This window comes from Bradyrhizobium sp. CB3481 (assembly GCF_029714305.1).
GTDB lineage: Bacteria > Pseudomonadota > Alphaproteobacteria > Rhizobiales > Xanthobacteraceae > Bradyrhizobium.
On the sequence record NZ_CP121647.1, the window covers coordinates 5,270,714 to 5,291,056 of the forward strand.

Sequence of the window (20,343 nt, forward strand, 5' to 3'; positions counted from 1 at the left end):
CGACGAGCTGGTTACTGTTATCGAGCATCTCTCCCTGATCAATCTAATACTCCGCTCTTTTTTGCGGCACAAGCCGCCGCCCGCCACGGCGGCCGATAGTGAAGATCAAGCTCGGATGGTAATCACGCACGTCTCGTCGATTCGATGAAGATCGGCCCCCATGGCTCCTCGCCGTCATCGGATCGCGGCCGGCATGTAAATATCTCAGAGATGGCATAAGCTCGCGCCATATATTTGGCCCAACCTCGCATAATCCGACTCCCGTCTTCCGATCCATTATAGACGCACGATTTCGTGCATCGATTCAGTTGGTCGGGCCCTAAATGACTAATCATACTGCCGCTCGGTCCACCATGGAAAGTAATCCGGCATGTCTGTCGACACTTTGTCAACAAACACCGCAGGCCGCTTCTCTAGAAAAGCCGCTATGCCTTCCTTTGCGTCGAGGGAACGGCCGCGCGCATAAATGCCGCGGCTGTCGATCTTGTGGGCTTCCATAGGATCATCGGCACCGAGCATCCGCCACAACATCTGTCGCGTCAGCGCCACTGACACGGGTGCGCTTCTGTCGATGACGTCGTGGGCGAGCGCACGCGCCATCGGCAGGAGTTGATCGGGCGGCACTACCTTGCTGACCAGCCCGCTGGCGAGCGCCTCCTGGGCCCCGAATACCCGGCCGCTGCAGCACCACTCGATTGCTCGGGCGATGCCGACAATACGCGGCAGGAACCAACTCGAGGCTGCCTCCGGCACCAGACCACGCTGGGAGAACACAAAGCCGAAGCGCGCGGTCTTAGACGCGATACGCATGTCCATCGCCAGTTGCATCGTCGCGCCCATCCCCACGGCCGCCCCGTTCACCGCCGCGATCACGGGTTTGAGGCATTTGAATAACCGCAACGTCAGCTGGCCGCCGCCGTCGCTGATCTTCCGGTCGCTGTAATCTATCGTGCCATCGGACAGCCGTTTAATCTGCCAGCCTCGCGCATGGAGATCAAATGTGTTGGCGCCCGAGGAAAGGTCGGCTCCGGCGCAGAAAGCGCGCCCTTCTCCAGTCACAATAATGGCGCGGACGTCGTCATCTTTATCGGCGCGGTCGACGGCATCTATCAATTCCTGCTCCATAGTGGCGGTACAGGCGTTGAGCTTTTCCGGCCGATTCAAGGTAATCGTGAGGATCTGCTCGGAGAGGTGGTATTTGATAGTCTCGTAGGGCATGCTGTTTCCTTCCTGTTGTCTCAGCGAACAGTGGGTGCCAGATCACGGCGACCCAACTCTTTCAGCGTTTCCGCCAACGATTTCTCAAATATCTCAAGCCCCCGATTTAGTGTCTCAACGTCTATCGTAAGCGCGGGCAGGAATTTCACGACTTGGTCAACGGGGCCGCATCGTTCAACAACTAATCCGTGTTCAAATGCATTGCGCGTCGTCGCCTCTGCGATTTCCTTCGTTTGGCAGTCAAACCCCAACGCCATGCCCCGGCCACGAACAAGAAAATCGTTCCCATGCCTCGATGCAATAGCCTCAAGTCGGTGCCGCATCAGTTCTCCCATGTGGTGAACTCCTTGCGAGAACGTCCTGCAGCGCCAATAACAATTTATCGCTGCGGTTGCGCATATAAGTGCAAGGTTGTTTCCTCGGAACGTGCCTGTGTGTTCTCCTGGCTGCCACGCATCGAACCCCTCTTTGATCAACAACATGGATAACGGAAGACCGTAGCCACTTAATGACTTCGATAGTACGACAATGTCGGGGGACAAATCTGCGAACTCGAAGCTGAAGAATTCGCCAGTACGACCACACCCCATCTGGATATCATCTACTATAAGAAGGGCCCCTACATTCTTTGCTATCGCCTGGATTGACTGCAACCACTCCTTACTAGCAACGTTTATCCCTCCCTCTCCCTGAACGGTTTCGACGAGAATGGCAGCCGGATGATCAATGCCACTGCTCTCGTCCATCAAGACTTTCTTCAGGTAGTCAGCGGTATCAACAGCCGACCCAAGATAGCCATCATAGGGCATGAAAGTTGCGCCCGATAAGAAAATGCTGCTGGCAGTGCGATAAAACCGATTTCCACTCGCGGCAATCGCTCCCAAGCTCATGCCATGATATCCACGCGTAAATGAGATGATATTTTGGCGACCTGTGACTCTACGTGAGAGCTTTAACGCTGCTTCAATAGCATTGGCTCCCGTTGGTCCCGTGAATTGGAACCGATATTGTAGATTCCGCTCCCGAAGTATGACGGAGTTGAACGTCTCCATGAATTCGAGCTTTGCAGGAGTGGCCATGTCAAGACCGTGGACTAAGGCATCCGATGCTAGATACTCAGTAATGGCAGCTTTGATTCGGTGATTGTTGTGGCCGTAGTTCAGCGCTCCAGCACCGGAGAGGAAGTCAATTACATTTCGACCATCTTCCGTTAGCATGATTGAGCCGCGTGCTCGACTGAAAATAGCCGGGAACGAACGTGAGTACAAACGAACGTTTGATTCCAGGGTTTCGAAGACCTTCATGTTACGTTGATTGCCAATCGCTCCACCCATGGTCGTTTCCTCTGCAAGCACGTGATTCAATGAACAAGCCAGTCTCTGATTGCGCGAGCCATAGAAGTAGGGACTGGACGTACCGCGCGTATGAGCGAGCCATATAGCGCACGAAGCGTGTCTCGCATGATGACTGCGCTGACATACCTGAGAATTGGGAAAGGCGGACCTGCTAGACCTAGTAGGATCAGTTGGTCAACTTCTGCCCCTACTTCCAAACGGCAATCAACCGCTAGGCCGGAGAACTGGCCCTCTTGAACCTCCTCCGAATGAGTGGACACCTGTAGTAGGGCTCGAGGAGCCCGGAGGTGTCGAATGCCAGAACGTCAGCGTCGATCGTTCACAGAGGATTACAAAGCGCCAGGCCGTTGAACTGGTAGTATCGAGCGGTCGATCGATCGGGTCGGTCGCCAAGGAGCTCGGTCTGCGCGACTCGGTGCTGCGATCCTGGATGGATAGGTTTCGGCAGGAGCCGGCATCGGCGGCGTGGCGCCCCACCACGCAGACGACGCCGATGTCGGCGGACCAAGCTTCGGAGATCGCCCGGCCGCCCCAGGAGAACGAACGGCTTCGCATGGAGCGCGAATTTTGAAAAATCGATCGCGATCTTTGCCGGAAACCGGACATGAGATTCCGCTTCACCGAGGACGATCGCGCCACTTGTCCGGTACGGCTGATGTGTGCCGTGCTCGAGGTCTCGCCGGCCGGCTATTGCGCTTGGGCGCAAGCGCCCGGTGAGCGCCCGTGCAAGCAACAACCCGTGCTACTGGCCGAGATCCGGCAGGTCCATCGCGAGAGCAGCCAGCATTGTGGCAGTCCCTGGGTCCATGCTGTCCTGCGGACGCAGAGACGTGACGTCAGCCGTGGCCGGATCGAGCGCTTGATGCGATGGCATGGCATTCAGGCTATCATGGCGCCGCCCGTCAGGTCCGCACCACCGACAGTTGCCATAATCTGCCGATCGCGCGCACGACTTCACCGCCGCAGCCCCAAATCTGGTCTGGCTTGCCGATATCACCTAGATCCCGACAGCCGAGGGCTGGTTGTATCTGGCTGCCGTCATGGACCTCTTCAGCCGCAAGATCATCGGTTGGGCGATGCGGGACCATCTGCGGGTCGAACTTGTCTCCTCCGCGCTATCGATGGCGCTCCGCCAGCAGCGGCCCGCTGCCGGATTGATCCATCATTCCGATCACGGCGCCCAACATGCCTCACACCACTACCGCGCCGCTCTTGCAGCCGCCGACCTGACCGCATCGATGAGCCGCAAGGCCGACTGCTACGACAATGCTCCGATGGAGAGCTTCTTCCACCTCTCAAGACGGACCTCGTTCATCATCGTCAGTACCAAACCCGTGCCGAGGCCCAGTGCGATATCTTCGCCTTCATCGAGGGCTTCTACAACTGCGCATCAGAACACCCATCTGTCTATGTTGTTGAAGAGAAGAGATTTTGCTGATTGGGATGCGATTTTGTGGGGTATCTTGGGTTCTGTCGCGCTCGTTCGGCGATAGATTGAGCAGCAGTTGTTATCAGCTCGGTGCGGGCGAAGATCCATGGGCCGTCCGAGAGCGGATGGATGGCTGCGATCTCGCCGGCTCCAGCGGCGAGCCGGAGCGTCTTGGGCGCAATCTTTAGGAGCTTTGCCGCGTTGCTCAGGTTTAGCCAGGGCTCGATCCCGTCCTCGGCGGGCTTGAACACCGGGATGTGATAGTTCGAGCGCATCGAGGTGACACGCTCGCGCGTCCAGCGATGACCGTTACCGGTCTTGAGGCCGTTGCGGTTGAGGAGGCCGGCGATCAGATCGTCATTGGCGATCAGCACCAGTTGGCGCACAGCTTCGATGATGCTGGCGGAGGTGCTGTTACGCTGCCCGCGCCGGCGCTTGGGCAGGCGTATCTCGCTGTGAACGCCGCCGACCCAGTGGATGATGAGGACAATCTCGGAGGCCGCATCGTCGATATCGGCCACGACCTCATGGATGAGGGTGCGCACAATCCGCTTCTTGAGGCGCGCATCCGTCGTCGGCGCATCCCAGACCGTTTTGAGGTTCGAGGCCAGAACGCCGAGCGACGCTGGATCAGCAATGGGGGTGGGCGTCGCCGCCTCATGCATGGCGATCCTGCCCTCGACCTCCGCCGCGTGAGCAAGCGCCCTGTTCCAGCGCGCTTCAAGCTCGCCCGCCACCAGCCGGTTCGCGGGATCAGCGGCATCGTATTGCCGGAAGGCCCGGTCGACGGCATAGCGCGCCGCTTCGAGGTCGCGACTGAGAGCCTCGCGCACCTGATCCCGCCGTTCGCTGGCCTCGTTGGCGGCAGCGGTCGCAGCGGCGATAGCGCCCGGACCGACGATCCCAAGCAGTGCTTCCTCGATTGCATCATCGACGCGCAGTCTGCCGAAGCCGATGCAGTGAGGGCCTGCCATTGTCCATCCAGGCGCGGCTGCAGCTGTAGCGCGGGATATGGTGCTTCATGCCGGAGTACCGGAGTGTGAGCTTGCGACCGCAGCGCTTGCAGCGGATCAGACCGGCCAGCAGCGCGTCACCGTGCTTGGGCGCGCCGTGATGCCGACCGGTGGGAACGTTGCTGCTAACCATGGTGCGGATCGCCTCGAACCTCTCCCAGCTCACGTACCCATCGTGGGTGTTGGGCTTTAGCGCCAACCATTCGTTCCGCGCCTTGCGGCGGATCTTCACGCTCACGCCCTCGGCGCCGTATCCCGCCGCATAGGCGCCGCCGTAGGCCGGGTTCTCAATGATCCGGTGGATGGCGGAGTAGCTCGGTCGCCGCCAGGCCGTGTCGCCGTTGGTCTGCTTCACCGGCAGATCGAGATTGTACTCGTGGAGCCAGCAGAGCGCCTGTCGCGCGCTGCCCAGCTCCTCGACCTTGTCGAACACCAGCTTGATCGCTTCCTGGACACGCCGATCCGGATCCTTCTCATAACGGTCGCCGGACTTCACGAAGCCCACCGGCGCTGCCACAACCAACTCGCCCCGGCGCGCCTTCTCGTAGCGGGCTGAGAGCGAGCGCTGGCGCAACAGATCCAGCTCGTACTCGTTGAGGCTGCCCTTGAGCCCGAGCAACAGGCGGTCGTTGCCGTGCCTTGGCGCATAGATGGTCTCCTGATCGACCAGAACGGTATCGACCACACGGCACATCTCGATGAGTTGCTGCCAATCCCGGCTGTTGCGAGCGAAGCGCGAGACCTCGCGGGCGCAAACCGCGCCAACCTTACCGAGACAGACCTCCGCCACCATTCGCTCGAAGCCTGCGCGTTGTACCCCGCCGGCGGCTGACCGACCGAGATCATCATCGATCACTTCGATCTCTGACCACCCGAACGCCGTCAGCCGGTCTCGCATGGCGTATTGCAACGCGCTGCTCTCGCGATTGTGCAACACCTGATGCGCTGAGGATTGACGCACGTAAAGAATTGCCTTGCGCGCGAGATGATGAGGCCTGACTTTGTCAGAGATCATGACCGACCTCCTTCGCGCGCGGCGTTCTCGTCGCCGCAGCGTAGTCGAGGATCAATTGCGTCATCAGGCTCGTGAGGGCCGCCCGCGCTTCTGCCGGCAGCTCCGACCATGCCGGCGCGCCGATGGCGCTGTTCAACAGGCCGCTCCCGAACAGATCCATCTGCTGCTGCGACCGCGGTTTTTGATTGTGTCGGTATCCGCTCCCTGGCATTGCCGTCTGGCGTGACATGAGTCGCTCCCCGATTCTGGTCGTGAGAGCCTTTGGATGCGCCAGAAACCAGGGCAGCTGATGGCGTTCGAGCCTTCAACGCCAGATCGAGAAGCGCAGAAAGCGCGGCAATTGCATCGATGCTAACAAACGGCTGAGCTGTCAAAAGCTCAGCGTCAGGGCACGCCGTACGGTCGAACATCCATGCTGGAACTTCCAGCCAACGATCTGCTTGCGACCCGTCCAGAGTGCAGCGAAAAACGACATCATCAGCCTTGGAGACGGTCCCATGAACGCAAACTCGGCGACCAAACCAAGGATGATGCCGATATAGTACTTCGCGAAGAACGGTCCTGTGGGCGTTCTCAAAAGTTGTTGTACAATCGAACCCGGCTCCATTCCGCCATCGGATATCTCTCGCCGGTCAAAATGGAGCTAAAAGCCGCTTAACCCGTCCACTTTTTCGGGAGAAGATCACTCTGAATGATTCGAGAATGCTTTTTCTTCGGGCGGAATAGAAGTCGATTAGCTCTGCAGCGTGCAGGTACCTGGCAGTCGTGGGGAGAGTGGGGAGGCAATTAGAGACTATGACGCTTGGCCGATCTCACTTAGTTCGAATATTTTTCTGATACGGTCGCGGCAAACCAATGACCATCCAAGCGTCGGCGCCGCGTACTGAACGGAGGAGCGCCACGTGATCGCGTGCTGCTGCCGAGCGCAAAACGGCTACTGGCTCATCGGGCAGTTGTTTGTTCGATTAAACCTTTAGCCTGTGGCCACTCCTACGCTCGACAGGAGGAAGCAGCCCTACACTGTAGCTCGATGCTTGGACTTCCTCCGCGGGACCTGATCTTCCCCTGAGAAATGGACAGAGTTGAGCTACCTTTTGCTGGATAGGGCTAATGAACCGACATAGGCAAAAGCTATCACTACTTTGGCAGAATATCGCTTTTGGCGCGTTTTTCGAGATTCCCGAATCAATTTTTCAATGATTCATGGGTGGTCGGCTCTCGGAGGGCTGACCATGGCGAAGTGGGAAGACGAACTCGAACGCTGGTTGAGCCGTTCCTGGACCGACTGGGTCATAAGACCCGGCAGCGGATGTGCCCCTTGTACGTTGCGGGATTGATCGGCCCTGGCGATCGCAAAAGCGTTCAGCCGATGGCAGAACGCCTTGCAACCGGCAACTACGATCAGCTGCACCATTTCATCGCCGATGGGGTCTGGGACGCGACACCGCTGGAATCCGAACTGCTCAACCAGGCGGACCGGCTTGTCGGCGGCAAGGATGCGGTGCTTGTTATTGACGACACGGCAATGCCGAAGAAGGGCGACCGCTCGGTTGGTGTCGCGCCTCAATATGCGTCCTCTCTTGGCAAAACGGCAAATTGCCAAACGCTGGTGTCGCTGACACTTGCGCGCGGCGAAGTGCCCGTGATGGTCGCCTTGCGTCTCTTTCTGCCCGAGAGTTGGACAGCCAATGTGTCTCGATTGAAGCGTGCTCGCGTGCCGATCGAACACCGAACGGCACGATCCAAGCCGGAAATTGCTTTGGCTGAGGTTGATCGAGCGATGGCAGCCAATGTTCGCTTTGGATGTGTGCTGGCGGATGCAGGATACGGGCTCAGCGCACCGTTTCGACAAGGGCTAACCGAACGCGGGCTGGCCTGGGCCGTCGGCATTCCTCGGCACCTCAAGGTGTATCCGGTTGATGTACAGCTCGTTTGGCCGATTACTAAAGTCCGCGGGAAACCACGAAAGCACCACGTACCAGATATCTTATCGATTGCGGCAGAACAGATGCTGGCCAGGTGCCAAGTGGGAAACGTGAGTTGGCGCAGCGGGACGAAGGGCCGGCTGAAAGCCCGATTTGCGGCTGTTCGGGTTCGCACCGCCGATGGCCCTCCGCAGCGGATATGGGATAAAGGTCAGCAGCATCTCCCGGGCGACGAAGCTTGGCTCATTGGGGAACAACGTGCTTCAGGAGAGAAGAAATATTATCTCGCCAACCTCCCTGCGGCGACGGATCTGCGCACACTGGCCGCTACTATCAAGGCACGATGGATCTGTGAGCAGGCGCATCAGCAATTGAAGGAGGAGCTTGGACTTGATCACTTCGAAGGGCGATCATGGCAGGGTCTCCATCGCCACGCCTTGATGACAATGATTGCCTACGCCTTCCTGCAGCATCGTCGCCTCGCATACGCGGGGCGGAAAAAAAAGAATCAACGGGCCTCCGCCTCAGCCAACCATGCCCGCCGTACGTCACGCCATCGTCGACCTCATCCTTCGGCCGCCGCCTCAACAGTGCCCGTATTGCCGAAAACAAATCCTTGAAAAACAGTGGCGCAAACACATTCTGCCAAAGTAGTGCTATCCCGTGTAGCCATTAGATACCATGGGCTTTCGCGACCGGCGAGATCTCTCGCCAACAAGCTGGCGCACGACAAGGAGGGTCAGTTCGTTACACACATGTGAAGGCGTACCTGGCGATCTTCTGTGAGGGCTATGCTTCAGGAAAGGAGGCGCTAATCGGCAAGTCATCGAGCACCTCGCGATCGACAAAGTCATCGTGGCCACAATAAGACGCCGACTACATTTTTAGGTTGCTCAGGGGAGCCGCGCAGCGGTTGAACCGGTTGTTGGCACCTCAAATCCGGACACGGATGGTTCGCAACTATATTTGGCGCCCCAGCCCGGTGCTCTGCCGTACGCTTTCTCAGAAGGACTGGAGCGAGCCTGGAGCCACATTTATCGACGCAAGGCTCAGGAGCGTGATCTAATTGTAGCGCGGATTTGTCAGTCCGACGGCACCCTCTTTACTTTTGCCAGCTCCCCTTCGGAAAGCATCTTCGTACCAATGATGCCTTCCCTCGCCAATTGCGCTATCTCTGCCTCGAGAAGCCCCAAAATGCCTGATAAAATCTCTCTATTATGTTCTCCGAGCGTCGGCGCCGCAGCGCGGATCGCATAGGGTGCTGCACCTTCGCGAATTGGCATCGAGGGCTGTGGATGCAAGCCTATGAACGCGCGTTCGATTTCCTGCAGAAACCCACGCGACCTGAGATGCCGATCCCAGAGCAAGTCAATTGGCAGCCGGGCCACACCGGCCGCGATCCTTGCCGATTGCAGCTGAACCATGACATGATCCGCATCGCGGGCGAGTGTCCAGGCCTCGATGCCTCTCTCGATCACATCCTCGATGCCGCGGCGACCTTCCACCGATTTCAACGACGCATCCGTGGCCCAGTCTGGCCGGCCAATAAGGATAGCAAGCCTTTGCCACATATCCTCGTCCGTTGCAGCAACTACGATCCAGTTGTCCTCACCCGCACACCGGAAGCAGCCATGCGGCACGAACTGGGGATGTCGATTGCCATACCGCCTCGGCGGCAGACCATCGATCGAGTGGAGGGTAATCCATGGCGCCGAAAACGGCATCATGCATTCGACCTGCGCCAGATCAATGAACTGTCCCTGCCCGGTTCTGCGAGCGTGAATCAGAGCCACCAGAACTGCAGCGCAGCCGTTTAGTCCGCCGACGGCATCTCCGAAGGCGACGTGGCTCATCACGGGTGGCCCGTCGGGATTTCCGGTCACGCTCGGTAACCCAGAACCCTGCTCAAGTGTCGAACCGTAGGCCCGGCAATCACGATGGATGCTGTCTGCACCAAACGCTGACATGGACATCATGACCAACCGCGGGTTGAGTTTTCTGAGAACGTCGTAGCCAAGTCCGAGCTTCGACATCACATCGACCGAGTAATTGTCAACGACAATGTCGGCTTCAGCCAACAAACGTCTGGCAAGATTGAGTCCCTGCGGCCGCTTTAGGTCGAGTGTAATGCCTCGCTTGTTGCGGTTCATAATGCAGAAGCACAGCGTCTTTTCGTATATCTGGGCGTCGACGTAAGCAGGTCGTCGGTCAACGCCGCGCCACCAGTCCGGATATTGGATGGCCTCGACCTTGATGACGTCGGCGCCGAGATCAGCCAGTGTGCGCGTGCACAATGGACCCGCCCAGCCCATCGACAAGTCGATGACGCGAATTCCATGCAATGGCGATCGGGCGCCATCGATACAGCCAGACGACGCCGATGCTGTGCCGGTCCGTGCATTTGCGAAAGTCTGCTGCTCACCGGGCTTCGGAACCTTCCCTGCCCGGCGAGGCGGGGTCAATGTCAGCCGTTGCACCGAACCAGCGGTCAGGCCCACTTCTTCACCAAATTGGACAGGCACGATTGCACCCCGCACCGTCTTCTCCGTTTCGTGGAGCAGATCGGATATTTCGGGCACCGGTACGATGGGGATTTTGCGCTTCAGTCCCTCCGCAAACCACTCCTGCGCTGTGCGTGTCATCAGCTTCGACATGAACTGCCGCTCGATCTGATCCGCGCGTTCCAGCCTATCGGCACCCAGCACCAGAGCCGGATCATCACGCAATTCAGACAGGCTGAGCATGTCGCAGAACTCGCGCCACTGTGCCGGCGTGACTGTCGTAACCCCGAGCCACCCTTTTCTGGTTTCGTAAATGCCGGACGGAAAGGTCCGCCAGAAACGGTTAATGCCAATCCGGTGCATCACGTCGCCGCGCGCAGACGCCTCGGACATGAGATATTCGCTCAGAGCTAGGTTCGATTCAAAGATGCTGAGCGACCACGACCGCCCTGCTCCTCCCTGCATTCGCGCTATCGTCGAAGTAGCCGCCGCGACGAAACCCCACAGGCCGGCAAGAATACCCGTCTGAAAGTCCGGGGCGTGTAACGGTGGGCCTTCCACAGGTCCAACGAGCTTGATTAGGCCGGCAAGCGCCCGGACTGTCGAATCCGTTGCGACGAATTCAGTATACGGCCCACCACTCCCGAACCAGCTCGCTTCGAGGTACACCAATTGTGGGCATCGCTGCTGGATCGCGGCGATATCAACAGTCGGGCATTCCGCGGAATCGACGGCGCGTCCATCAATCAAAATGTCGCAAGACTCGATCAGCGTCGTGAGGCGTGCGAGCGTACCCGGCTCCGTGGCATCGATAATGACGCTTGACTTGTTGAAGTTCAGAAATGCGAACCATGCGCTCTGGCCACCGGGCGTGAGTGGATCGCTGCGGCGAAGCGGGTCGCCGGCTTGCGGCTCGACCTTCTGCACGTCGGCGCCGAAATCTGCAAACAATCGCGCGCAATAGCTTGTTGCCGCCGAGCTACCGATCTCGACGATTCGCAGATGCGATAACACTCCCATCAAAGGCTCCATTGCTTTTGGCCACGCTATTCGGGAAATCACTTTGCGCGTCGAGATATCACCTTGCGTCGCGCCATGCCCTCGACACTGCAAACGTACTTCCCTCCAGACGATACACAGGTGTTTGCGATTGGTGCGCGGTCGCGGGTATTTGGACTGAGAGTGCCGATCTCGATCACGACGTAGCGATTGAGAGGGAAACGATGCTCCTTTGCGCGCAGATGAGTCGACATCTCAATTTCAAGGCCGCAGCTACTTCCTGGTCGGGATCAAGCATTTTGCTATTCCCCTTTATAGCAAGCGTGGATCTAGGGCCAAGCGGCGCCTGAGAGCGTGCAGCCGGGCGTTCCCTAGTTCTAGAACGCCGAGCGACACTGCCATCCATTCGGCATTCTCTTCATGGTTTGCGCCTCAGGCCAACACTGCTACCTTCTTCAAGCTATTTGTACTTGACGGGACAAAGCCGCAAGCTACGAATGCCGGTAGGCTCGTTTCCACAGCAAACATCCGATAGAAGCTTGGGCGGAACATGTGTGGAGGGTACGGCAAGACCGCGCCCACTGTAGCGTTAGGTCGACCGCCGTGCACATTGAGAAACGGCGTCTTGTGCCGTGGCGCGCCGGTTCTTTGAGCGATGGGCCGCGCGTCGCGCGGTGTTGTGGCGGTATCAGTCAAGAGCATCGGTCCTTTTTGACCATTACTATGGATCGCACGTGCGCCGACGCCGAAAGCCACGGCGTGTCTGTCGAGGTTGATCAGCTCGGGTAGCCGCAGGCTGATCTGCCCCGCAAGCAGCAGCAGGGTATAGTCGGGTCGCCAAGTCAAATCGGCCGATCGGAAAGGTCGAGGATCGTTTCGATTCAGAAGGCCGGCACGGATTTGCTCAGAGCCTGCCAGCTGTTCACCCACGCCGGTAGGCTTCCCAGGCCTCCTTGGGCGAGGCGGTGCCAGCTCTCGGTCTTGTCGCCACCACCTCTGCCCCAGCTCCGGCGTCGATCAGCATGCAGCGATCGGCGTCTTTCCCTGCTGCGCAGCGTCCACGCCTAGCATGATCGACATCGAGCTTGGCGGCTGCCGCAAAGTCTGGATCGCGCGTACAAACCTGGCTCTTACCGTTTAGGAGAGCCTGAAGCGCGATCCCCATACTGGCGATCTGTTCATCTTCCGGGGCTGCCGCGATGGCCTGACGTCCAAGCAGAATTCCACCGGCAGGGACCGGCCGCATAGCGGAACAGGGTGATTGCAACCTCAGCCACTTGCTTGTCATCGAACCACGGAGCGTCGTTCGGTATTCAAGGGTCCGCTCAGGGGAAGCGGAATTCTATCGGCCTAAGCTCGAGCTTGGGCTACAGCATATCACAGGAACATCGTGTAGACCCTTGGACTGCTTTCGATCAGCCCTTTTTTGACAGATCCGCCGCTTGGTACGCGTAACAGCCTCGCCAACCACTGAGCTCGATCGCAGTAAGCTGGCTTCATTGATGAAACTGCCGCATCCACAAACACGAGCGTCGCGATGATCGTACACGCCGGTAAAAGGAAGTATTTCGGAATTGGTGGCCATAACCACCTATACTGGTCTCGTCGACCTCGGAATCCGACTTGCGCTCGTGTTGCATGCATGGCTTTCAGTCGCAAGCCAATCGATTAGGCGGAGCTCATATCTGTACCACGGCCGTCAGGCTCACCGTGCTTAGCTGGCGGTGACGCGTTCCGAAAACAACAATATCAACTATCTATCCCTGCAGTTTCACAGTTCGAAACTGGAAGGAGCCCCTTTCACTGCCGTTAACCCAGCACCAAAGCGGCAGGTGCATTGGGCCACCGCCTTTCTGAGTGCATGACGTAGTCACAGCAGGGCCAATTGGCTTCAATGCCCGGCGTTTGCTCGGTGCATTGGCTTCGTACGCCATTCTTGACCTACGAAATCCCTGCTAGCCTAGCGATCGTTCCGCAGCAGCAGACGCCATGCACCAACGGCAAGAGTCTTGCCGGAAGAGCGTGCGGCACACCACGTTAGTGTGGATGCGTTCGCATGTGCACTTGTTGAACCGATCGCCGAAAGCTGCTCGTTGTCCTTTGCCGCCATCACGGGACCTCGCGTGCGCGGCTTGGCGCGGAGCGCAGCGCCGGAACCGGCGCGCAGTTCGTGGACGCGAACGCAAATACCTCGGCGGCAACGAACAGAGGCGCTGGGAAAGCCGGGTACCGACCGATAGGTAGTGCTCTCTGTGTTCACGTCCGGAGCGACGCAGAAACTTCCTTACTAATTCACCAGAACGTCTGAATACCTCCGGAGTTCAAGCTTGGTAATGGTACGGCAATGCACTTCATCGGGGCCATCCGCAAGACGCATGGTGCGCATTGACGCGTAGTCGCGCGCAAGGCCCGCTTCGTCGGAGACGCCGGCGCCACCAAAAGCCTGGATCGCCTGATCGATGACCTTGAGGGCCATGCGGGGTGCCCCCACCTTGATCATGGCAATCTCGAGCTTAGCGGCCTTGTTGCCGAGCTTGTCCATCATGTCAGCGGCTTTTAGGCACAAGAGCCGGTTCATTTCGATGTCGATACGAGCCTCCGCGATGCGCTGCTCCCACACGGAGTGATCGATGATCTTCTTGCCAAAAGCGACGCGCGAATTTAGGCGCTTGACCATCTTCTCCAGCGCCTCTTCCGCTTTGCCGATGGTACGCATGCAGTGATGGATGCGACCTGGCCCGAGTCGGCCTTGTGCGATCTCGAAGCCACGGCCTTCGCCCAACAATAGATTGCTCATGGGAACGCGCACATTCTCAAGGAGTACCTGGCCGTGGCCCTGCGGCGCATCATCGTAGCCAAACACGGGCAGCATTTTCTCGATTTTGATGCCGGGCGCATCTAAGGGCACCAGGATCTGGGACTGTTGCTGGTGGCGCGGCGCCTTCAAATCGGTCTTGCCCATGACGATTGCAATCTTACAGCGGGCATCGCCCATGCCCGACGACCACCACTTGTGGCCGTTGATTATGTAATGATCACCGTCGCGCTCAATCCGCGTCTCGATGTTCGTGGCGTCAGATGACGCGACGTCCGGCTCTGTCATCAGGAAGGCGGAACGGATCTCGCCGTTCAACAGCGGCTTCAACCACTGCTGCTTCTGCTCCTTGCTACCATAGCGGATCAACACCTCCATGTTCCCGGTGTCAGGCGCGGAGCAGTTGAAGACCTCGGAAGCCCAGCCGATGCGGCCCATCTCCTCGGCGAGCGGCGCATATTCCAAATTGCTCAATCCCGGTCCGCGAAATTCTTCGTCCTCATGCGAAGATGGTGGCAGAAACATATTCCACAAACCATCTGTACGCGCCTTCTCCTTTAGGTCTTCGACCACGGGAATTAACTTCCAGCGCCCGCCCGCCTCCTGTTTCCTGTAGACAGGCACCGCGGGCCGAATATGCTTAGCCATGAATGACTGCAGCCGATTCAGCCATTCCTTCTGCTTCGTCGACATCGTGAAATCCATAGGGACTCCTTCTTTTCTAGACGTGTGCCGCAGCCGTTCACGCAAACGACCACATCGCGATAACTTGTTGGCGCTTTTCGCGATGATTTGATCTGGTTCGCCGAGTGTACCAGCGCGCGGAGCGGATGAGGCTCATTGAGAGTCCGCACCCAACCAAGTAAACGTTGGAAGCGCAACTCCCAAGATTGGGAGGTAATCCATGGCCAACGACCAGAGCCGATCCGCCATTCTCGCTGCAGCCGAGGCAGCATTACGCGTATGGTGGCTTCGGCAAGCTGAGGCCGCGCGAGCTCTTGGCGAAGGCGAATGTCAATCTTATTGGATGACCAAGGTCCCGACAGTTACAGCACACTACGCCGCGGTTCACAATTCCCATCCAGCGTGAAGGGCAGGAACAGATACGGACTGCCGATCATCGATCGAGCGGCCCGGCGATTGTAGTTTTTGGCGGCCGCGGCGTCAGGGCTGCTCGAGAGCGGGGCCATTCGGTCAATTGCCCTTAGTGCCCCGGACAGTAACCTCGCCAGCTCGCCAATCTATGTCCTGGACTGGAAGAGCGCCCAGCTGCTAACGCCTGCCGCGAGTAGCAGCAGGACGGCACGAAGGTCTCGGCGTCGCATCGATGGTGCCGAACATCATCTCCACGGAAGCCGGTGCGGCAAATGGGGCAGACGCCAATCGTTGTTCTTGGAGCGACGGGCCAGATCCTGCTCATGTGGCCAACCCAACTGCAGAAAGCGGAAAACGTTCGGATGTGAGAGGTCGCTAGGTGACGAGCGTCGGAGGTCGCCGAGAGCGACGGCGATACGCGACCGCAGCAAGGACATGCTCCTCCGTGCAACTGAAGGGGCTCGGGCGGGTTCGCAACGGCGGACCCGATCCAGAAAGCGCAGCGTGTCGAAGAGAGCGCATGACTAGCCGCATCGGCAAGGCGATCGCTGTCCTCGTAGACCGCCCGAACTACTGCCTAGCAGGCTGTTGAAAAAGGCGCTCGCCGCCGACCGGCGACCGTGATTCATTGGCTCCGACGAGATTCGGAGATGGTGCGTGCGCGGCGGCGACAATCGAACGGGCGAGCTGTTCAGCTACGTTGACCTGGAGGCGCGGGTGCGGCGTGATCATCCGCTACGAGCGATCCGGACGATTGTGAACGAGGCACTGTCGTCGCTGGAGCTCGAGTTTGCCGCGCTCTATTCGCCGATTGGGCGGCCGTCGATCCCGCCGGAGAAGCTGCTGCGGGCGATGCTGTTGCAAGCGTTTTATTCGATCCGCTCGGAGCGGCTTTTGATGGAGCGGCTGGAATACGACCTGCTTTTCCGCTGGTTCGTCGGAATCGGCCTTGACGACGCCGCCTGGAACCATTCGGTGTTCTCGAAGAACCGCGACCGACTGCTGGAAGGCGACATCGCGGCGAAGTTCCTGGCGGCGGTGCTGGCGCAGCCCAAGGTGAAGAAGCTTCTGTCGAGCGATCACTTCTCGGTCGATGGCACGCTGATCGAAGCCTGGGCCTCGATGAAGAGCGTCAAGCCGAAGGACGGCTCTGGCGAGCCGCCGGCTCAGGGCGGCGGGCGCAATGCGGAAGCGAACTTCCATGGCCAGAAACGCTCGAACGACACCCATGCTTCGACCACTGATCCGGATGCCAGGCTCTACCGCAAGGGCAAAGGCAAGGAGACGAAGCTGTGCTTCATCGGGCACGGGCTGATGGAGAACCGCCACGGCCTACTGGTCGACGCCTGCCTGACACTGGCTGACGGGCATGCCGAACGGGTGGCGGCGCTGCACATGATCGAGCCTCGTGCCGACCGGCCGACAGCGATCACGCTTGGTGCCGACAAAGCCTACGACGCAGAAGACTTCGTCAACGAGCTCCGCTTGATGAACGTGACGCCGCATGTTGCACAGAACACTAGCGGCCGTAGTTCTGCGATTGACGCGCGAACGACCCGACACGGCGGCTATGCCGTCAGCCAGCGCATCCGCAAGCGGATCGAGGAGGCATTCGGCTGGATCAAGACGGTCGCCGGGCAAGAGAAGACCAGCTTCCGTGGCCGTGATCGCGTCGCATGGACCTTTACCTTCGCTGCCACCGCCTACAATCTGGTGCGGCTGCCCAAGCTGATCGCGGAGACCGGCTGATGGCCAAGGTGCCCGGCTTCGCCAAGGCCTTTGCCGGCCGCTGGCGCATCGTCGAGATGGACGTCTGGGACAGCGACTTCCTCGATCTCGTCGAAGAGGCGCATCTCACCTTCCAGGGTAAATCCGATGGCGAAATCGCCTTTGGGGCTCTCAAGGGCTTCCTGGACGTGCGCTACGACACCCGCGACGGATCGGCCTGCGCCGAGTTCTCATGGGAAGGGCACGACGAGAATGATCCGTCCTGCGGTCGCGGATGGGCTATGATCGGCACTGCGGGCAGGCTCGTCGGCCACTTCTACATACACGATGGCGACGATTCAGCCTTCGTTTGCGAACGCGACTGAGTTCTTCAACAGCCTGCTAGGAATGACCAGCCGATTGTCCGCGCAACCTTCACAGCGCATGGTTCAAATGCATTCTTTCATTATACCAGCGCAGTGCAGGTCACCCTCGACTCGCGGGCCCTCGTCGGGAGATCCCGATAGCCTTCCGCTACAGCTCGAAAAGCTTGCGTGGCGCACTGGTTAGAACTTCAACGCCGGACTCGGTAACGCGGAACGTCTCGCTAATGACATACCCGAAATCTTCATCGATCCAGTTGCCCAGCATAAGATGGAAGGTCATGTTCGTCTTCAGTTCTGTCATGTCTCCATCCTTAAGGCTTGCAGTCGGCTCCGTCCAATCAATGCCAATGGCGTACCCACAGCGCGAATCCTTCTTGAAACCACACTTTTCAATCGTGCGATAGAAGGCGTTTGCGACGTCGCTGCATGTGGCGCCAGGCTGGACGGCATTCAGCGCGACTTCTAGTCCGGCGAGTTCTGCCTCATGTAGGCGACGCAGACGGTCGGAGGGCGCGCCAACAGAGAAGGTGCGCATAATCGCGGCAACGTAGCCATGCCGGACGCCGCCAAGTTCAAGATTGACCTGCGATCCATCGCGAATGATATCGTCGCTCCACCGAATGTGGCACGTACCCGTGCGTGGCGAGGAGCAGAAGAACATGGACGCAAAGTCCGTCCCGGGCTTGCCATTGGCACCGCGCGCTAGTGTCGCCGCAATTTCGGCCATCACGTCAGCTTCTCGCACACCTGGGCGTATCACTTCTGCCGCACGCATGATTGCCGCATCAGCGATGGCGGCAGCTTCCCGCATGATGACTATCTCGAGATCCGACTTAATAGATCGAATTTCGGCGACAGCTTTGCTGCAGTCTACGATCCTCGCGTTGGGCATCCGCGCTTTAAACTTCTCGGCACTTTGCGCCGAAAGGTAACCCAATTCGAGTCCCAAGCCGCGGCTTGCAAGACCAAGTTCATGGAGGCAATCGATCACCGCGTCGAAGCCATCCTTGTCCGGGTTGCCAATGAGAGTTTCCGGATAGCCGATCACCTTACCGCGATTGAGAAAGGTCTGATGGATCGCTGCCGGCGCATCCTGGCGACGCAGGATGAACGTCGGTTCCTCTTCATGTCTCGAAACCAGAAGTCCCTGGGGCACATAGCCAGACCGGGCAGTATAGCCCGTAAGATACGTAATATTGGACGAATTGTTGACAATCAGCGCGTCGATTTCGCGCTTTGCCATTTCAGACTTCACTGCCGAAAGCCTGCGCAAGAACTCTGTTCGAGGGAATGCCTGCGGACCTTTGCTGATTGCCATTGTCTTAGCTCCATCTGTTTGTAAGTCTAAGATAGACTCCAACCTACGCAGTTGTTCGGCTCTCAAATGCCACATTAGGTCTATCGGCGTCTGTACTGAAGCCAAGCGCTTCCAAGCTTTCCCTCAGTGCAACAGTGTCGCGCCAACATTAGTGGCCGATAAAGTTGAATTTCTCCGATGTAGGCTTCATTTCGCTGAAATTCTGTGCCTTATCACAGTAATGCGAAGTTTTGATGATCAAGCGTCAGCAACGACCGAATGTTCGAGAGGCGCACGAGGCGGAGAGGACTGGCGGCATGCCGAAATACATGAAGCGGATGATTGATAGACGGCGGTGCTATCCCGTATAGCTGCCAAACTGCCGGCCTGTACCATCCGCCTTGTACTTGTTGCTACTTACGAGGATATCCGAAATTCGGGGTGCCTGCCTTCTTGTAGCTGCTTGGGATATCGGAAGCTTCTGCTGGGCTTGGTCTGAATGCTTCGTTCCGGCTGCTCGCCGCTCCAGCCGCGACGGGACCCGCTGACGGACGACTGACCATCATTGGTAGCTAGCCGAGTGGCCGCTGGTGCGGCATAGCGCGGCGAACCGATGTCAAACGTTGCTTTCTTTTGTCGCATTTCGCTGTCGTTTAGGATTTTCTGGCGCCACAGCAGCAATTTACGACGGAATTCACCTGGAGCCCCGATTATGCAATGCGACCGAATCCTGGAAGATCGTGCAAAGGAACAACCATCTGACATCCGAGGTAATTGGCGAACTAGCTGGACTCTCTGCTACCGTGTGTCAGGGACGCCTGAAGAGGCTTCGTTCGGAAGACATCATCGAGGCTCTTTCGGCGAAGGCGGTAGGAAGGCCTATTCGAATGCTGGTGCTAGTAACTCTCGAGCGCGAGCGTTCAGACATAACTCGATAAATTCAAGAAGGCGATCAAATCATCAGGAGGTCTTAATGGATTCTACGTCTCGGTGACGCTGACCTTGTCCTGTACATCACCGCGCGAGACACGGAAAAGTATGAGCAATTCACTCGCCGCTTCTTCTATGAGAACGCGGACATCAAGGTTAAGGCAATGGCAAGGGACTTAAGCCAATGTTCAGGCGCGGACTTTGCAGTTCCGGTAGAGATACCGAGCGAAGATTGACGAGACAAGCAACGCCTCGCGCCTCTGATCCCTGCGTTTGCGCATTTTTTCGGCGCTTGCTCGTATAGAACGCGAAAAATCCGCACCGTCATTCCTCTATCCTTTTTGCACTATGCAAATGCCCTGTACAACTTTGAGAAAAGATAACATCAAGGACAATCGCGTCCTGGCCCATTCCCAGTTTTGTTCGCAAGCCAGTTGCTAGCTCAGTGTCGCGGACTGCGGGCCTTGTTGCTGCTAGCAAGTGGACAAGCGCTCTTGTAACCTCGTGCGCTTCGCGCGTTTCTCTTTGCGCGGCGGTCACGAGGTGCCATGTCCCCGAGTTGACGCAGCCTGGGACCTCTATCCTGCATTTCGCGACATCAGCGCTTTGCCGTGTGCAGCCGTCAACTCTCGCGGACCATCATTGCCTCGGTTTCGTT

At 58.3% G+C, this 20,343-nt stretch carries 14 protein-coding genes and 2 pseudogenes; 5 read left to right on the forward strand and 11 right to left on the reverse strand.

The annotated features are described in order from the left end of the window. Positions 1–327: 327 nt before the first annotated feature. From QA643_RS25730 to QA643_RS25740, 3 genes are all read right to left on the reverse strand, one after another. The gene (locus QA643_RS25730; protein ID WP_283028625.1) at positions 328–1,218 is read right to left on the reverse strand and encodes a crotonase/enoyl-CoA hydratase family protein; all 891 of its coding nucleotides are present in this window, start codon (positions 1,216–1,218) and stop codon (positions 328–330) included. A gap of 20 nt (positions 1,219–1,238) precedes the next feature. Further along, entirely contained in the window at positions 1,239–2,522 is a 1,284-nt protein-coding gene (gene ectB, locus QA643_RS25735; protein WP_283034932.1) for a diaminobutyrate--2-oxoglutarate transaminase, read from the reverse strand. 793 nt (positions 2,523–3,315) lie between these two features. Next, positions 3,316–3,447 carry a hypothetical protein gene (locus QA643_RS25740; protein ID WP_283028626.1) on the reverse strand — a complete coding sequence of 44 codons (132 nt, stop codon included), beginning with the start codon at positions 3,445–3,447 and terminating at the stop codon, positions 3,316–3,318. 148 nt (positions 3,448–3,595) lie between these two features. Here QA643_RS25740 and QA643_RS25745 point away from each other — a divergent pair, with 148 nt between their 5' ends. Then, on the forward strand, positions 3,596–4,066 hold the full coding sequence (locus QA643_RS25745) for a DDE-type integrase/transposase/recombinase (RefSeq protein WP_283028627.1): 471 nt from the start codon (positions 3,596–3,598) through the stop codon (positions 4,064–4,066). On the opposite strand, the gene QA643_RS25750 is transcribed toward QA643_RS25745, so the two are convergent. The 4 genes from QA643_RS25750 to QA643_RS25765 all read right to left on the reverse strand — a co-directional run bounded on the left by QA643_RS25750 (position 3,981) and on the right by QA643_RS25765 (position 6,637). Next, positions 3,981–4,835 carry a hypothetical protein gene (locus QA643_RS25750; RefSeq protein ID WP_283028628.1) on the reverse strand — a complete coding sequence of 285 codons (855 nt, stop codon included), beginning with the start codon at positions 4,833–4,835 and terminating at the stop codon, positions 3,981–3,983. The two genes, QA643_RS25745 and QA643_RS25750, sit on opposite strands and share 86 nt — an antisense overlap. A 94-nt stretch (positions 4,836–4,929) precedes the next feature. Further along, the gene (locus tag QA643_RS25755) at positions 4,930–6,030 is read right to left on the reverse strand and encodes a recombinase family protein (RefSeq protein ID WP_283028629.1); all 1,101 of its coding nucleotides are present in this window, start codon (positions 6,028–6,030) and stop codon (positions 4,930–4,932) included. Next, positions 6,020–6,190, reverse strand: coding sequence for a hypothetical protein (locus tag QA643_RS25760; RefSeq protein ID WP_283028630.1), 171 nt, complete (start codon positions 6,188–6,190; stop codon positions 6,020–6,022). The genes QA643_RS25755 and QA643_RS25760 overlap by 11 nt, the downstream gene beginning before the upstream one ends. Positions 6,191–6,400: 210 nt before the next feature. Next, the gene (locus QA643_RS25765) at positions 6,401–6,637 is read right to left on the reverse strand and encodes a hypothetical protein (RefSeq protein WP_283028631.1); all 237 of its coding nucleotides are present in this window, start codon (positions 6,635–6,637) and stop codon (positions 6,401–6,403) included. 589 nt (positions 6,638–7,226) lie between these two features. On the opposite strand from QA643_RS25765, the pseudogene QA643_RS25770 reads away from it, so the two are divergent. Beyond that, positions 7,227–8,575: pseudogene (locus tag QA643_RS25770) on the forward strand (IS701 family transposase). Between the two features lie 462 nt (positions 8,576–9,037). Here the strand turns inward: QA643_RS25770 and QA643_RS25775 are convergent. From QA643_RS25775 to QA643_RS25785, 3 genes are all read right to left on the reverse strand, one after another. Next, complete coding sequence (locus QA643_RS25775; RefSeq protein WP_283028632.1) at positions 9,038–11,476, reverse strand: CoA transferase; 2,439 nt, start codon at positions 11,474–11,476, stop codon at positions 9,038–9,040. A 411-nt stretch (positions 11,477–11,887) separates the two neighbouring features. Next, complete coding sequence (locus QA643_RS25780) at positions 11,888–12,385, reverse strand: hypothetical protein (protein ID WP_283028633.1); 498 nt, start codon at positions 12,383–12,385, stop codon at positions 11,888–11,890. Between the two features lie 1,357 nt (positions 12,386–13,742). Next, positions 13,743–14,975 (reverse strand): acyl-CoA dehydrogenase family protein, encoded by a 1,233-nt coding sequence (locus QA643_RS25785; protein ID WP_283028634.1) that lies wholly within the window; start codon positions 14,973–14,975, stop codon positions 13,743–13,745. Between the two features lie 1,047 nt (positions 14,976–16,022). Between QA643_RS25785 and QA643_RS25790 the strand changes: the two genes are divergently transcribed. Together QA643_RS25790 and QA643_RS25795 are read left to right on the forward strand one after the other, a co-directional pair. Next, positions 16,023–17,114: an IS5 family transposase gene (locus tag QA643_RS25790; protein ID WP_283028635.1), complete on the forward strand. Its 1,092-nt coding sequence runs from the start codon at positions 16,023–16,025 to the stop codon at positions 17,112–17,114. Continuing rightward, entirely contained in the window at positions 17,114–17,458 is a 345-nt protein-coding gene (locus QA643_RS25795; RefSeq protein ID WP_283028636.1) for a hypothetical protein, read from the forward strand. The genes QA643_RS25790 and QA643_RS25795 overlap by 1 nt, the downstream gene beginning before the upstream one ends. 148 nt (positions 17,459–17,606) lie before the next feature. On the opposite strand, the gene QA643_RS25800 is transcribed toward QA643_RS25795, so the two are convergent. Further along, positions 17,607–18,776: a Xaa-Pro peptidase family protein gene (locus QA643_RS25800; protein WP_283028637.1), complete on the reverse strand. Its 1,170-nt coding sequence runs from the start codon at positions 18,774–18,776 to the stop codon at positions 17,607–17,609. A gap of 677 nt (positions 18,777–19,453) precedes the next feature. On the opposite strand from QA643_RS25800, the pseudogene QA643_RS25805 reads away from it, so the two are divergent. Then, positions 19,454–19,921 (forward strand): annotated as a pseudogene (locus QA643_RS25805) (Lrp/AsnC family transcriptional regulator). Positions 19,922–20,343 lie beyond the last annotated feature (422 nt).